The following is a 14,689-nucleotide window of genomic DNA, read 5'->3' on the forward strand; positions in this document are numbered from 1 at the left end:
TTACGCGGCGGTGATCCTATCGGAAAGTGACGGGAACGATAATAGGCCCACATCGTCCGATAGGACAGGATTATCACCCGCGCCCGAACCAGCCTTTCATCCGGCGGAACAGGCCGCGTTCGCTGACCGATTCGAACATTTCCTCCGGTCCCTCCGGGTCCAGCACTTCATGGTCGGCGAGCCAAGCCTGCACGTCGTTCAGGTCCGGCGTCACATAGGGGCGCAACGTCCGGCCCGGTTTTTGCCGCAGTTCTTCGATCCCGGCAACCAGCCCGCGCTGCGCGATCACCGTGGCTACCCGTTCGGCGGGCAGGTCCAGATGTTCGGCGATCAGGTCGTCGCGGATCGCCAGGATCGTGGCTTCCCGGCCCGCATTGCCGGGCAGGGCGGTGTCGATGCAGATGTCGCATTCGGTGTCCAGCCGCATCGACCGGTTGTTCATGTTGGATGATCCCACCCGGATCAGCCGATCGTCCACGATCAATATCTTGGCATGGACATAGATAGGCGCGCCGCGCTGCGTGAAGGGGTGGTAGAGCCGGAAACGACCGTGGGTGTCGCGGGCCTTCAGCGTTTCGAACAGGCGCGCGCGCGCCGTGTCCATCGCCTGCTGTTCCAGCCAGCCGTCCGCCTGTTCGGGATTGACGATGACGATGTCCGGCCCGTCCGGTTCGGCCAAGCGCGCAGCGATCGCTTCGGCGATGCGGCGCGACGCGAAATACTGGCTTTCGGCATAGATATGGCGTTTCGCGGCGGCGATCTGGTTGAGGTAGAGCCGCTCGATCTCGATCAGTTCGTCCTGGTCGTCCATCTTGGGCGCGCTGCGGGCGATGGCGACATCGACATGTTCGAACTGCACGGCCAGCCGATCGGGCCAGCAATCCTGGATGCCTTCGACCGGCTCCAGCTTTTCCCCGCCCGCGCCCGTCCAGCGGTTGCGCGCATGGTCGCCCAGTGCCGCCGCGATCGGCCCGGACAGCGCGGTGGTCGCGTCGTGCCAGGGACCATAGGGCGACCCGTCAGGATGATGCCGCCCCGGCTCCTCGTCGCGATGATGGCGCGTGTCCCACCGGTCGCCGGTCATGTCGATGCCGCCGCAAAAGGCGAAGCAGTCGTCGATCACCACGATCTTTTGATGGTGGGAGGCAGCGGGTGGATGATGGCTGTCCAGCTTCACCGTGACGCGCGGATGGGCCATCCATTTGAGCGTCGTGAAAAGGTTGGTCGGCCGCACCATCGACTTCATCGCGCCGACGTCCCAGCGCAGCAGGAAGATTTCCAGTTCCGGCGTGCGTTCCACCAGCCAGCTGATGAAATCGCCGATCACCGCCGGTGCGCCATCATCGACCTCATCCTCGCGAATCAGGCTGATCGCGGCGTCAAAGTCCCAGCCGATCAGCATGATGCGCCGTTTCGCCTTGATCATCGCGGCGCGGGCGTTGCGGAAATAATTGTCGGCGTCGATGATGACGCTGGCCCGTTCGGCGCGGGCGATGCGCCAGCAATCCTCGCCAGGTTGCGGCGTCATGCAGCCGTACTCCCGACCACCAGGCAGCCCAGGAACATCAGGAAACCGGCAAAGCGGTTGGACCGAAATTTCGTCAGGGGATCGATCCCATCTTCCTTAAGAGTAGTCACCTGCCAGAGCAGATGCGCCGCCACCGGCAGCAGGGCGATGATCGCCAGCAGTTGCGGCCGCACCTGCCAGATCGCGCCAGCCCATAGCGCCAGAGCCAGCAGATAGCAAAGCGACACGCCGCCCCGCACATGCCGCCCCATCGACAGGGCGCTGGACCCGATGCCGATCAGCGCGTCATCCTCCCGATCCTGCAGCGCGTAGATGGTGTCATAGCCCACGACCCAGAACAGGCTGCCGCCATAAAGGAGCAGGCCCGGCAGGGTCAGCCCGCCCGCCACTTCGCTCCATCCCACCAGCGCCGCCCAGGAAAAGACCAGCCCGAGCCAGATTTGCGGCCAGCCGGTGATCCGCTTCATGAAGGGATAGGCGGCGACCAGCGCCAGGCTGCCCAGCGCCACGACCTGCGCATAAAGGTGCAGTTGCAGCAAGACGATGAGGCCGATGAGGCATAGCGCCAGCAGCCACGCCCAGGCGAGCTTCACCGACATCGCCCCGCTGGCGAGTGGCCGGGCGGCGGTGCGGGCGACCTTCCGGTCCAGGTCGCGGTCGACGATGTCGTTGAACACGCAGCCCGCGCCGCGCATCGCGATGCTGCCCAGCAGCAGCCAGGCGATCAGCGGCCAGCGGGCAAACCCGCCGCCCGCCAGCGCGACCGCCCAGGCGCCCGGCCAGAAAAGCAGCCACCAGCCGATCGGCCGGTCGAATCGCGCCAGTTGCGCCAGCGTGCGGGGCGTGTCCGGCAGCCGCGCGAGCAGACCGCGCGCTTCGCTGTCGGGGACGATCGATTGATTCACCTGCGACTCCATTGACCCAAACGCTTGTCGAAGGGGCATTCTTCTCTTTAGGGAAGAACAAGTCACCGGCAAGACAGGAGATGACATGACCGCGACCCCTGCCTGGCCGCCGCAAAGCGCGCCGCGCCTGCACGTCGAAACCCAGCTGGGCGAAGGGGTTGTGGTGCCGATCGACGGCAATCCGGCCCATTATCTGATCAGCGTCATGCGGGTGAAGCCCGACGACATTATTTTGTTGTTCGATGGGCGATCGGGCGAATGGGCGGCGCGCGCCCGCGATATCCGCAAGCGTGACCTGGTGCTGGAATGTATCAGCCAGACCAAGCCGCCCGAACATGTGCCCGATTTCTGGCTCTGCTGCGCGCCGATCAAGAAGGGTCGGATCGACCTGATCGCGGAAAAGGCGTGCGAACTGGGCGTCGCCCGGCTCCAGCCGGTGCTGACCCGCCGCGCGGTGGTGGACAAGCTGAACCTGGACCGGCTGCACAGCCATCTGGTGGAAGCGGCGGAGCAATGCGGGCGCACCGCGCTGCCCGAATTGGGCGAGATGATGAAGCTGGACGCATTGCTGAAAGGATGGCCCGCCGACCGGCATCTGTTCTTCGCCGACGAAAGCGGCGGCGCGCCGCTGGAGGCGACGCTGCGCGCCCATAGCGGTCCGGCCGCTTTCCTGATCGGGCCGGAGGGGGATTCGATCCTGCCGAACGCGATGCGATCCGCGCGACGCCGGGCGCGGTGCCCGTGTCGCTTGGCCCGCGCATATTGCGCGCGGAAACCGCCGCGATCGCCGCGACGTCGGCCTGGATGGCGATCAATGGGGATTGGAAATAGTTTCAATCCGCTATTGGATTGCAGCCATCATAGGCACGCCCTATGTGGTGATCGCCCGACTGTGTTTGACGGGCCAAGGGGAAGCAGTAAGGGCGGGGCATGAGCACCAGAACCGACTCAGGGGATCATGATCCCGTCATCGACAATCGCGATCAGCTGATCGCGGCCTTTGCGAAGGGCGAAAAGCCCAAGGATCGCTGGCGCATCGGCACCGAGCATGAGAAATTCGTCTATAGCCGCCGCGACCATCACGCCCCCTCCTATGAGGAAAAGGGCGGCATCCACACGCTGCTGATCGGCCTGACCCGCTATGGCTGGAACCCGGTGTTCGAGGGCGAGAATATCATCGCCCTGTCCGGCGCCGACGGCACGATCAGCCTGGAACCGGCGGGGCAGCTGGAATTGTCGGGCGCGCCGCTGGAAAATCTGCACCAGACTTGCGCCGAAACCGGGCGTCATCTGGAGCAGGTGAAATATGTCGGCGACATGCTGGGCCTGGGCTTCCTGGGGTTGGGCATGTGGCCGGACAAGACGCGTGCGGAACTGCCGATCATGCCCAAGGGCCGCTATGAGATCATGCTGCGGCACATGCCGCGCGTGGGGTCGATGGGGCTGGACATGATGTTGCGCACTTGCACCATCCAGACCAACCTCGACTATGGCAGCGAGGCCGACATGGCGCAGAAATTCCGCGTGTCGCTGGCGCTGCAACCGCTGGCGACCGCGCTGTTCGCCAATTCGCCCTTTACCGAGGGCAAGCCCAACGGCTTCCTGTCCTATCGCAGCCATATCTGGTCGGACACCGATCCGGGGCGCACCGGCATGCTGCCCTTCGTGTTCGAGGACGGCTTTGGCTATGAACGCTATGCCGACTATGCGCTCGATGTGCCGATGTATTTCGTCTATCGCGACGGCGGCTATATCGATGCGTCGGGCTTAAGTTTCCGCGATTTCCTGGACGGCAAACTCTCCGTCCTGCCGGGTGAAAAGCCCACGGAAAAGGATTGGGAGGACCATCTGTCCACCGCCTTCCCCGAAGTGCGGATGAAGAGCTTCCTGGAAATGCGCGGGGCCGATGGCGGGCCGTGGAACCGCATCTGCGCGCTGCCCGCGCTATGGGTCGGGTTGCTATACGATCAGGGCGCGCTCGACGCGGCTTGGGACGTGGTCAAGGACTGGAGCATGGAGGAGCGGCAGATATTGCGCGATTCCGTGCCGAAGCTGGGGCTGGACGCGCCGATCGGCGGCGGGCGCAAGCTGCGCGATATTGCGGGGCAGGTTGTCGATATCGCCCGGTCCGGGCTGAAATCGCGCGCGCGGCTCAATGGCGCGGGCGACAATGAGACGGGCTATCTGTCGTTCCTGGATGAGGTCGTCGCGTCGGGCAAGACCAACGCCGAACGGCTGCTTGAACGCTATCATGGCGAGTGGCAGGGCGACCTCAGCCGCGTCTATGGCGAAGAGAGCTTTTGAGCGGATGCTGTTTTCCGGCGCAGGCCGGAATCCAGTCCTGTCGTTGATGCAAAACGCTACCGCGGAACTGGGCTCCGGCCTGCGCCGGAGAACATCCTATTCGGCCGGTTGCGCCGCCATCGCCGTCTCGCGCGTCTTGCCCGTCACCCAGGCGAAGAAGCGCGGCACCGGCGCGTGGCGTTCCATCCACTCGCTATAGGCGCGATAGTCGGGGTCGGCCGACAGATGTTTTTCTTCCGTCTTGGCGCGCCAATAATAGACCGCATTGGTCAGCGCCAGCATCGCGCAGTTGCGCACCATGTCGACCAGCGATCCGCTGAGCGACAGGAAGGGCAGCGCGGAAAACCACCAGAAGAGATTCTTGGCGAGATAGGCCGGGTGGCGCGTCCAGCGATAGGGGCCATGGGTCAATATGCCGCGATGGGTAAGGTTGGAAAAGCGCAGGCCGAACGCCACCGTCGCCCAGGCGTAGAGGCCGGTCAGCAGCACCAGCCAGCCGCCCAATATCCATTGCAGCGGGACCGACCCCTGCGTCCAGACATCCCATTCCGCGCCGCCCGCATGATAATCGAGCGGCCCGCCGCCGCCCATCAGCACGAAGGGCGGGTAGCAGATCAGCGCCGCCAGCCAGCCGCTTAAGTAAGGATTGGCGGTGCGGATGTGCGAATCCAATGGCTTGAAGGTCAGCATATAGCCGACCGTCGCCAGGCAGACGTCGATCATGAACATGATGGCGATCAGGAAACCGGCCAGCGCGATCGGATTGTCCAGCGCATCTTCGATCCGCCATTCGACCACGCTGGCGAAATTGCCGGGTACGATCGACACCATGAAGGCGAGGAAGAAGCCCTTCACCGCCCAGGCGCGGGCGTGATGGGCGACTTGCGCCATGTCCGCCTGCCCCGCCACGCCGCCAATGACCCATTGGCCAAAGCTGTAGGACGCGTCGCGCGGCTCCACCAGTCGCCGGTCGATCCAGAGGATGTAAGGGACGGACAGCGCCAGCAGCCAGGGCGCGGCGGCCACGAACAGGTCCATGGAGAAACGGTAGTTGCCGCTCCAATACCAGCGCGCGATGCAATAGAAGATGGCGATGGCGAGCCAGGTCGCCCATAGCCCGGCGATCTTGACGATGCTGATGTCCAGCACGTCGCGCACGCTGCGCGGCGGGCCGCGCCAGTCGATGCCGGTGGATGCGTGGCGATGCACCTTGTCCACCATCAGCGACCATAGCACCATCGGCAGGCCGCAGGCGACCACGGCGGCCAGCCCGGCATTGGGACCGTTCATGCCATAATGGCGCGCCACCAGCGTCCAGAGGCCAAGGCCGACCAGGCCGACGATGCCGACACCATGGCTGACGGCGGATTTGGGGCAGGGATCAGCTGTGCTCATATCCGCTGCCATAGCCGAAATTGGTAAGCAAGCGGTGAACCAGTGATTGCAAGCGCGCGGTGATCGCGTCCGGGGAATGACGACATCATAAATTATATTGATGATTGGGCAGTGATAAAAATCACTATATTCATTAGCATGGCCGTCTTAAAAATTGGACAAGCCAAATCCAGCCGCAGAAAGCGGTCCTTCATGGGATACGTCCGGCATCGACACAGGCGGTTTCCGGTATTTCGCTGGCCTTTCGCGTCTTCTACGAGGCAAGTGTCGCGGCGGGCATCGGGTCGGTCGGATTGACAACCAGGGTCTGTACATGCAGCGTGGTCATACCATTTTGACGATAATATAGGAGAGAGCCTTGATCCCCCACCGGTTATCCATGCTGTCGGCGGCTTTGCTCTGTTCCGTGGCGGTGCCGGGTCTTGCGCTTGCGCAGCCTGTCGCCGCTTCTGCGGCACAAGAGGTGCGGCAAAGCGTGACCCTGACTTCCGGCTGGGGCTTTCAACTGGGTGACGCGGCTGCGCCGCCCGCCAGCGGCACGACATGGCAGCCGGTCGACGTGCCCCACAGCTGGAACCGGATCGGCTCCTATCTTGCGGGCAGCCCCGCCGCCGCGACGCTCAACCGCCCGATAGACCAGACCCAGGGCATCGGCTGGTACAAGCTGACGCTGCCCGACGCGCGCCTGTCCGGATCGCAGCGGCTATGGCTGGAATTTGAAGCGGCGAGCCGGACGGCGGAAGTCTGGCTGAACGGGCAGAAATTGGGCAGCCATGCGGGCGGCTTTTCCGCCTTTCGCTTCGACGCGACATCGGCCTATCGCCAGGGCGGCGAGAATATCCTGCTGGTGAAGGTCGACAATCGCGCGCCCGAAACGGCGGGCGTGCAGCCGACCTTGCCGCTGGCAGGCGATTTCTTCGTCCATGGCGGCCTGTATCGCCCGGTGAAGATGATCGTCACGCAGGCGGCGCATTTCGCGATGCTCGACCATGGCGGCAGCGGCATCTATGCGCAGACGCGGAGCATCGACAATGGCAAGGCGGCGATCTCCATCCTGTCGCGCGTCCGCAACGATGCCAGCCGCGCGCTGCGGGGGCAGTTGGTGGTGCGCTTCGTTGATCAGGACGGCAAGGAAGTCGCCCGGCAGACCAGTCCGGTGACGATCGCCGGTAAGAAGGATGGCGAGGCGCGTATCGACCTGACCATCGATCAGGCGCGCCTGTGGCAGGGCACCGCCGACCCCTATCTCTACACGATGGTCGCGGAGTTGCGCGACACGAAGGGCGCATTGCTCGACAGCGTCAGCCAGCCCTTCGGCATCCGCACCATGGCGCTTGATGCTAATCGCGGTTTCCTGCTGAACGGCAAGGTCACGCCGCTCTATGGCGTGGGCCTGCATCAGGATCGCGGCCAGGACGGCTGGGCGCTCAGCGAAAGCGACATCGAGGCGATGGTGTCGACCATCCGCGAAATGGGCGCGAACACGATCCGCCTGACCCATTATCAGCATGGGCCGGTCGTCCACGCCCTGGCGGACAGGCTGGGCCTCATCCTGTGGGACGAAATTCCGCTGGTGACCGCCTGGACGATGTCGCCCGACGAAAAGGAAGCGCCCAAGGCCGTCGCCGATAACGCCCGCCAGCAACTGGTTGAGATGATCCGGCAGAATTACAATCACCCATCCGTCGCGGTATGGGGCATCGCCAACGAAGTCGATTTCGGCCCCAACCGGCCCGACTTCATCGGCAAGGCGGTGAGCGAAGTGCCCGATCCGCGCGGCCTGCTGACCGACCTCAATGCGCTGGCGAAGGCGGAAGACCCGATCCGGCCGACCGTGCTCGCCAATTGCTGCGAGAATAATGGGATGCCGGGCGTGCCCGATGTGTCGGGGATCACCGACGGGCTGGGCGTCAATCGCTATATGGGCTGGTATTATGGCAAGGCGGATGATTTTTCGTCCGTGCTGGACGCCCTGCATCAGAAACATGCCGGGCAGCCGCTGGCGCTAACCGAATATGGCGCGGGCGGCGCGACGTCGCAGCATAGCGACGATCCGCAAGGCGGGCCGATCAATGCGGCAGGCCACGACCAGCCCGAAGAATATCAGGCCTGGCTGCATGAACGCGTATGGCCGCAGGTGAAGGCGAAACCCTATCTGTTTGGCAGCTGGCTGTGGAACAGCTTCGATTTCGCCACGAAGGTGCGCAAGGAAGGCGATTCCATCGACATCAATACCAAGGGGCTGGTCACCTATGACGGGGCGATCCGCAAGGACGCCTGGTGGTATTATCGCGTCAACTGGTCGGCGGCACCGGCGGTGCAGATTGCGGGCAAACGCTATGTCGACCGCGCCTATGGCGTGACCGATGTGAAGATCTACAGCAATGCGCCCGAAACCGAATTGCTGGTCAACGGCACGTCCATCGGCACGATGCGCGCCTGTGCCTTCGCCACTTGCGTCTGGCCCGATGTGCGATTGGCGCAGGGGCAGAACAGGATCGAGGCGCGGGCGCGCTTCGCCGATGGCGTGCAGAGCGACAGCGTGGATTGGACGGTAGGGCGCGAGGCTGCGGCCGCGTTCCGTATCGACAGCGGCGCGATTCTGGCGGCGGCGGACCCGACGCATCGCTTCGGTTCCGACGCCTTTTTCAAGGGCGGCGCGCCCGGCACCGTCGACACGCGCAAGAATTGCTATGCGCCCATTCAGGTCGCGGCAATCAGCGGCGCGGCCAATCGGGATCAGGCGGCCACCTATCGATCGGGCGACTTCACCTATCATATCCCGGCCAAGCCCGGCCGCTATACCGTGATCCTCCACTTCGTCGAACCGTCGGCGGAGCGGGGCAAGCGCGTGTTCGACGTGGCGATCAACGGCAAGGTCGCGCTGCCCGGCTTCGACGTGGCGGCAGCGGCCGGCGGCCCGCTCAAGGCGATCACGCGCAGCCTGCCGACGACGGCGGGCAAGGACGGCATCCTGATCAGCTTCAAGCCCAAGGTCGGAGACGCGATCGTGTCCGCGGTGGAAGTCGTTCCGGTCGGCGCCGCCCGGCCATGATCGCGCCCGGCAAGAAACCGATCCGTCACTTGCGCTGGTGGATCATCAGCCTTGTGACGATCGGGACGATCCTCAACTATCTTGCCCGATCGACCCTGTCGGTCGCCGCCCCCACGCTCAAGCAAGAGATGGGGATGACGACCGAAAGCTACAGCTATGTCGTCCTGTCCTTCCAGCTGGCCTATACGATCATGCAGACGGTGGCGGGCACGGTGCTCGATCTGCTCGGCACCCGGCTGGGCTTCTTCCTGTTCGCGGTGGGGTGGGCACTCGCCAATATGGCGCATGGGTTTGCGACCAGCTGGCAGGGACTGGCGGTTTTCCGCGGGATGCTGGGCGCGACCGAGGCGGCGGCGATCCCGGCGGGGGCCAAATCGGTATCGGAATGGTTCCCCGCGCGCGAACGCCCGCTGGCGACCAGCGCGTTCCAGATGGGCACCAGCGTCGGCGCGATCGCGGCCCCGCCGATCGTCGTCTTCTGCATTTTGACATGGGGCTGGGAGTCCGCCTTCATCGTCACCGGCGCGCTCAGCCTGGTGTGGGCGCTGCTATGGTGGGTCGGCTATGAAACGCCCGATCGCCATCGCCGCCTGAGCCAGGAAGAGCGCGCGCTGATCAAGGCCGGGCAGGGCGACGCGAGCGATGCGACGCGCCCGTCCACCCGATCCGAAGTGATCCGGTCGCGCGGCTTCTGGGCCATCGCCATTCCGCGCTTCTTCGCCGAACCGGCATGGCAGACCTTCAACTTCTTCATCCCGCTCTATCTGGTCGCGGTCTGGAATCTGGACCTCAAAAGCATCGCTTTATGGGCGTGGATGCCGTTCGTGGCGGCGGACCTGGGATCGCTGGCGGCGGGGTTGCTGCCGCCCTGGCTGATGCGGCGGGGGGCGAGCGTCCTGGCGTCGCGCAAGATCACCATGTCAATCGGCGCGGTATGCATGATCGGGCCGGCCTGCATCGGCCTTGCCGGTTCGCCGGGGCTGGCGATCGCGCTGTTCTGCGTCGGCGGGTTTGCGCATCAGATGCTGAACGGCGCGCTCATCACGCTGTGTTCCGACGTGTTCGACAGCCGCATGGTCGGCACCGCGAGCGGTATGGCGGGCACGATCGCCTGGATCGGTGGGATGCTCTTCACCTTGCTGATCGGGCAAAGCGCGGATGTGTTCGGCTATTCGCCGCTGTTCGTGATGCTGGGCGCGCTCGACATTATCGGGATGATTGCGCTGTGGGTGTTGTTGCGTGGCAGGCCGAAGGCTGCGGGCAATACCGACGCCTAACAGCTTTCTGTTCCCCGGCCGCGCCGGGGAACAGGTCTATCGGCCTCTATCGGGCGAGCGCCGCGACCAGTTGGTCCATCGCTGCATCCGTCGCCGTCCAACTGGCCGCGAACAGGCCGCCCTTGCCGAACAGCGCTTTGGCGAAGCTCGCGTCATCCCCCTTCGCCAACGGGGCGAGCTGCTCCCGCATCGGGTCTTCGACCGTGCCCCACATCGGCCCGTTGTCGCCGCGCAGATGGCGGCGCCAGGCGGCCAGCGCCTGCAGGATCGCCGGGCAGGCTTTGCCGTCCCGCTGATTGTCGGCCAGCGTTTCCAACCAGCGCTGGGGGATTTTCTGGCTGCCGTCCATCGCGATCTGGATCAGCCGGTGGTTGAGCGCCGGGTTGGCGAAACGGGCGAGCAGCGCGGTCGCATAGGCGCCGAGATCCTGGTTCGGCGCGGCGGCGATAGTGGGCGCGGCCTCCTGGCGCATCAGCGCTTCGACCAGCGGGCGGATCGCGGGATCATCGACCGCTTCGTGGACGAAGCTGTGGCCGTTTTGCAGGCCGAGATAGGCGAGCGCCGAATGTGCGCCGTTTAACATCCGCAGCTTGGCCATTTCATAGGGGGCGACGTCAGCCACCAGCTCCGCGCCGACAGCGTCCCAGCGCGGGCGGGGACCGGCGAAGCGATCCTCGATCACCCATTGGCTGAACGGTTCGGTGACGACCGCGCCCCGATCTTCCAGCCCGATCGCCGCTTGCACCGCGGCGCGATCGGCATCGGTTGTGGCCGGCACGATGCGGTCGACCATCGCACAGGGGAAGCGGCATTGCCGATCGATCCAGGCAGACAGCACCGGATTGCGCGCATCGACATAGGCGCGCACCAGCTGCTCCAGCTGGCGGCCATTATGCGCCAGATTGTCGCAGGACAGCAGGGTGAGGCCGGGCAGGCCGCGCTCGGCGCGCTGCTGCAAGCCCCGTTCGATGAACGGGTAGATGCTGCCGTCATCGGCAAGCGCGAGGTCGAGCGATCCGTCCGCCGCGCGGCAATAGCCTTTTTCGGTGACCGTGAAGGTGAGGATATGCGTGTCCGGCGCGGCGATGGCAGCGATGACGGCGTCCGGATCGTCGCTGGCGACCAGCACCTGGCGCACGGAGCGTATCAGTTGCGTCGCCCGGCCATCCGCGCTGCAACGGGTCAGCGTATAGAGGCCGTCCTGGGGGTTGAGCTGGCGTGCGACCCCTGCTGAGCGGAGCGACACGCCGATAATGCCCCAATCCCTGTCGCCCTGCGCCATCGCGCGGTCGGTGTACCAGGCCTGATGCGCGCGGTGGAACGCGCCGATGCCGAAATGCACGATCCCGCACGCCTGCGCATCGCGATCATAATCCGCCTGCGCGAGCGCGGCGGGCAGGCGGTCGAGCGTCCGGTTGGACAGAAGCGGACTGTCGCTCACAGCTTATAGGCCTTCTTCACCAGATTATAGGTCAGGTCTTGGGCGAGGTCGGCCGCTTCCCACTCCGCGATGCGATGTTCGACCACCAGTTGCGCCAGGAAGCCGCAATCGATCCGCCGGGCCACGTCATGCCGCGCGGGAATCGACAGCAATGCGCGGGTATCGTCGTTGAAGCCGACCGTATTGTAGAAGCCCGCCGTTTCGGTCGTCATATGGCGGAACCGGCGCATCCCTTCCGGACTGTCGTGGAACCACCAGGCCGGGCCGAGTTTGAGGCAAGGATAATGGCCCGCCAGCGGCGCGAGTTCGCGCGCATAGACGCTTTCGTCCAGGGTGAAGAGGATGATCGACAGCCGGGGATCGTTGCCGAACCGGTCGAGCAGGGGTTTCAAATTGGCGACGAACTCGGTCCGCATCGGAATGTCTGCCCCCTTGTCGCGACCGAAACGTTCGAACAGGCGCGCATTATGGTTGCGGAAGGAGCCGGGATGGATCTGCATGACCAGCCCGTCGTCCACGCTCATCGCGGCCATTTCCGTCAGCATTTGCGCGCGGAACAGTTCGGCGTCCTGCGGGGAGAAGCGACCCGAGCAGATGGTTTCGAACAGCGCGCGCGCTTCCGCTTCTGCAAGGTCGGCGGTGCGCGGCGTGGGATGGCCATGGTCGGTGGAGGTCGCGCCCATCTCCGCAAAGAAGGCGCGGCGCTGGCGATGGGCGGCGAGATAGCCGGACCAGGTGAAGCAATCTTCGCCCGTCAGGTCGGAAAAGAGGCCGAGATTGGTGGCGAAACCCTCGAACTCCGGGTCGATCACCGGGTCGGGGCGATAGGCGGTGATGACCCGCCCCTGCCACCCGCCCGCACGCGCATTTTCCGCGCGGATGACGGCATGATGCTTTAGCGTGTCGAGCGGGCTTTCGGTCGTTGCGATCAGTTCGATGCCATGGCGGTCGAACAGCGACCGGGGCCGCAACGCATCGGTCGCCAGCATTTCGGTGATCGTGTCGTAATAGAGGTCGCTAGTAGCCTCGTTCAGGGCGATCCCCATGCCGAACACTTGCGCAAACACCCAGTCGAGCCACATGCGCGAGGGCGTGCCCCGGAACAGATGATAATGTTGCGCCAGCAGCCGCCAGGCTTCCCGCGGGTCTGCTTGTGGGTTGCGCACGCCCAGCGCGTCGAGCGGCACGCCCTGCGAATAGAGCATCCGGAAGAGATAATGATCGGGCGTCAGCAGCAGATCGCTGGCATTGGCGAAGCGGGCGTTGTTCGCAAACCAGGACGGATCGGTATGACCATGGGGGCTGACGATCGGCAGGCTTTTGACGCTGTCGTAGAGCGTCCTGGCGATCGCCCGCGTGGCGGGGTCGGCGGGCAGCAGCCGGTCGGGATGCAATTCCAGAACATGCGTGGTCATAGGTGGCGTCCAGATCCCCAGAAAATGTCTCGCCCTAATAGCGGAACCCGATAAAGCTTCAAGTCATCTGATCTATTGTCATAAAGAGGTAAGTCCAATATGAGGGCGTCAACATCAGGCGTGGCGCCTGCATCCATGAGGGGAGATCGTCAGTGAAGATCATATCGGCCAAGGTCATCGTCACCTGTCCGGGGCGGAATTTCGTCACGCTCAAGATCATGACCGACCAGGGCGTCTATGGCATTGGCGATGCGACCATGAACGGCCGCGAAAAGGCGGTCGTCGCCTATCTGGAGGATCATGTCGTCCCCTGCCTGATCGGCATGGACCCGCGCCGGATCGAGGATATCTGGCAATATCTCTATCGTGGGGCGTACTGGCGTCGCGGGCCGGTGACGATGCGCGCGATCGCGGCGGTCGATGTGGCGCTGTGGGACATCAAGGCGAAGATGGCCAACATGCCGCTCTACCAGTTGCTGGGCGGTCGCAGCCGCGACGGCATCATGGTCTATGGTCATGCCAATGGCAGCGATATCGCCGAAACCGTCGATGCGGTGGGGCAATATATCGATCTTGGCTACAAGGCCATTCGCGCGCAGACCGGCGTGCCGGGCATCAAGGACGCTTATGGTGTGGGCCGGGGCAAGCTGTTCTACGAACCGGCGGACGCGGCGCTGCCGTCTGTCACCGGCTGGGACACCCGCAAGGCGCTCAACTATGTGCCTAAGCTGTTCGAAACGCTGCGCGACACCTATGGCTTTGGCCCGCATCTGCTGCATGACGGCCATCATCGCTATACCCCGCAGGAGGCCGCGAATCTCGCCAAGATGCTGGAACCCTATCAGCTGTTCTGGTTGGAAGACGTGACCCCGGCGGAAAATCAGGAAGCGTTCAAGCTGATCCGCCAGCACAGCGTCACGCCGCTGGCCGTGGGCGAGATTTTCAACACGATCTGGGACGCGAAGGATCTGATCCAGAACCAGCTGATCGATTATATCCGCTGCACCATCGTCAGCGCAGGCGGCGTCACGCATCTGCGCCGCATCGCCGATCTGGCCGCCCTCTACCAGGTGCGCACCGGCAGCCATGGCGCGACCGACCTGTCGCCCGTGACCATGGGCACTGCGCTGCATTTCGACACATGGGTGCCCAATTTCGGTATCCAGGAATATATGCGGCATACCGAGGAAACCGACGCCGTCTTCCCGCACGACTATCATTTCGAGGCGGGCGAGCTGTTCTGCGGCGAGACGCCCGGCCATGGCGTGGACATCGACGAAGCGCTGGCCGCCAAATATCCCTACAAGCCCGCCTATCTGCCGGTCGCGCGGCTGGAAGACGGGACGATGTGGAACTGGTAACGGGCGCG

Annotated in this window: 9 protein-coding genes and 1 pseudogene; 5 read left to right on the forward strand and 5 right to left on the reverse strand. The window is 64.5% G+C overall.

Annotation, left to right across the window (positions count from 1 at the left end; genetic code table 11):
- Positions 1-73: 73 nt before the first annotated feature.
- Both U5A89_RS19975 and ubiA read right to left on the reverse strand, forming a co-directional pair.
- Positions 74-1,528 carry a phospholipase D-like domain-containing protein gene (locus U5A89_RS19975; RefSeq protein WP_338162739.1) on the reverse strand — a complete coding sequence of 485 codons (1,455 nt, stop codon included), beginning with the start codon at positions 1,526-1,528 and terminating at the stop codon, positions 74-76.
- Positions 1,525-2,433 carry a 4-hydroxybenzoate octaprenyltransferase gene (ubiA, locus tag U5A89_RS19980; RefSeq protein WP_338162740.1) on the reverse strand — a complete coding sequence of 303 codons (909 nt, stop codon included), beginning with the start codon at positions 2,431-2,433 and terminating at the stop codon, positions 1,525-1,527. Before ubiA ends, U5A89_RS19975 begins: the two co-directional genes overlap by 4 nt.
- 85 nt (positions 2,434-2,518) lie before the next feature.
- Between ubiA and U5A89_RS19985 the strand changes: the two are divergent.
- Together U5A89_RS19985 and U5A89_RS19990 are read left to right on the forward strand one after the other, a co-directional pair.
- Positions 2,519-3,264, forward strand: a pseudogene (locus U5A89_RS19985) (16S rRNA (uracil(1498)-N(3))-methyltransferase).
- Between the two features lie 99 nt (positions 3,265-3,363).
- Positions 3,364-4,737 (forward strand): glutamate--cysteine ligase, encoded by a 1,374-nt coding sequence (locus tag U5A89_RS19990; protein WP_338162741.1) that lies wholly within the window; start codon positions 3,364-3,366, stop codon positions 4,735-4,737.
- A 96-nt stretch (positions 4,738-4,833) separates the two neighbouring features.
- Here U5A89_RS19990 and U5A89_RS19995 read toward each other — a convergent pair whose 3' ends face one another.
- Positions 4,834-6,132 carry a methyltransferase family protein gene (locus U5A89_RS19995; protein WP_338162742.1) on the reverse strand — a complete coding sequence of 433 codons (1,299 nt, stop codon included), beginning with the start codon at positions 6,130-6,132 and terminating at the stop codon, positions 4,834-4,836.
- A 475-nt stretch (positions 6,133-6,607) separates the two neighbouring features.
- Between U5A89_RS19995 and U5A89_RS20000 the strand changes: the two genes are divergently transcribed.
- Both U5A89_RS20000 and U5A89_RS20005 read left to right on the forward strand, forming a co-directional pair.
- Positions 6,608-9,187: a glycoside hydrolase family 2 TIM barrel-domain containing protein gene (locus tag U5A89_RS20000; protein ID WP_338162743.1), complete on the forward strand. Its 2,580-nt coding sequence runs from the start codon at positions 6,608-6,610 to the stop codon at positions 9,185-9,187.
- Positions 9,184-10,464, forward strand: a complete 1,281-nt coding sequence (locus U5A89_RS20005; RefSeq protein WP_338162744.1) for an MFS transporter — start codon at positions 9,184-9,186, stop codon at positions 10,462-10,464. Before U5A89_RS20000 ends, U5A89_RS20005 begins: the two co-directional genes overlap by 4 nt.
- A gap of 46 nt (positions 10,465-10,510) precedes the next feature.
- Here U5A89_RS20005 and U5A89_RS20010 read toward each other — a convergent pair whose 3' ends face one another.
- Together U5A89_RS20010 and uxaC are read right to left on the reverse strand one after the other, a co-directional pair.
- A complete protein-coding gene (locus U5A89_RS20010) occupies positions 10,511-11,905 on the reverse strand; it encodes a mannitol dehydrogenase family protein (RefSeq protein ID WP_338162745.1) in 1,395 nt (464 codons plus the stop codon).
- Positions 11,902-13,320: a glucuronate isomerase gene (uxaC, locus tag U5A89_RS20015; protein ID WP_338162746.1), complete on the reverse strand. Its 1,419-nt coding sequence runs from the start codon at positions 13,318-13,320 to the stop codon at positions 11,902-11,904. Before uxaC ends, U5A89_RS20010 begins: the two co-directional genes overlap by 4 nt.
- 152 nt (positions 13,321-13,472) lie before the next feature.
- Between uxaC and manD the strand changes: the two genes are divergently transcribed.
- Entirely contained in the window at positions 13,473-14,681 is a 1,209-nt protein-coding gene (gene manD, locus U5A89_RS20020) for a D-mannonate dehydratase ManD (protein ID WP_338162747.1), read from the forward strand.
- The last annotated feature ends 8 nt before the right edge of the window (positions 14,682-14,689 follow it).

It is taken from the genome of Sphingobium sp. HWE2-09 (assembly GCF_035989265.1).
Classification (GTDB): domain Bacteria; phylum Pseudomonadota; class Alphaproteobacteria; order Sphingomonadales; family Sphingomonadaceae; genus Sphingobium.

What these genes read in the sequence shown, in the direction of transcription:
- U5A89_RS19975 (WP_338162739.1), bottom strand. Translation starts at nt 1,528, where the DNA reads ATGACGCCGCAACCTGGCGAGGATTGCTGGCGCATCGCCCGCGCCGAA.
- U5A89_RS19990 (WP_338162741.1), top strand. Translation starts at nt 3,364, where the DNA reads ATGAGCACCAGAACCGACTCAGGGGATCATGATCCCGTCATCGACAAT.
- U5A89_RS19995 (WP_338162742.1), bottom strand. Translation starts at nt 6,132, where the DNA reads ATGAGCACAGCTGATCCCTGCCCCAAATCCGCCGTCAGCCATGGTGTC.
- U5A89_RS20005 (WP_338162744.1), top strand. Translation starts at nt 9,184, where the DNA reads ATGATCGCGCCCGGCAAGAAACCGATCCGTCACTTGCGCTGGTGGATC.
- uxaC (WP_338162746.1), bottom strand. Translation starts at nt 13,320, where the DNA reads ATGACCACGCATGTTCTGGAATTGCATCCCGACCGGCTGCTGCCCGCC.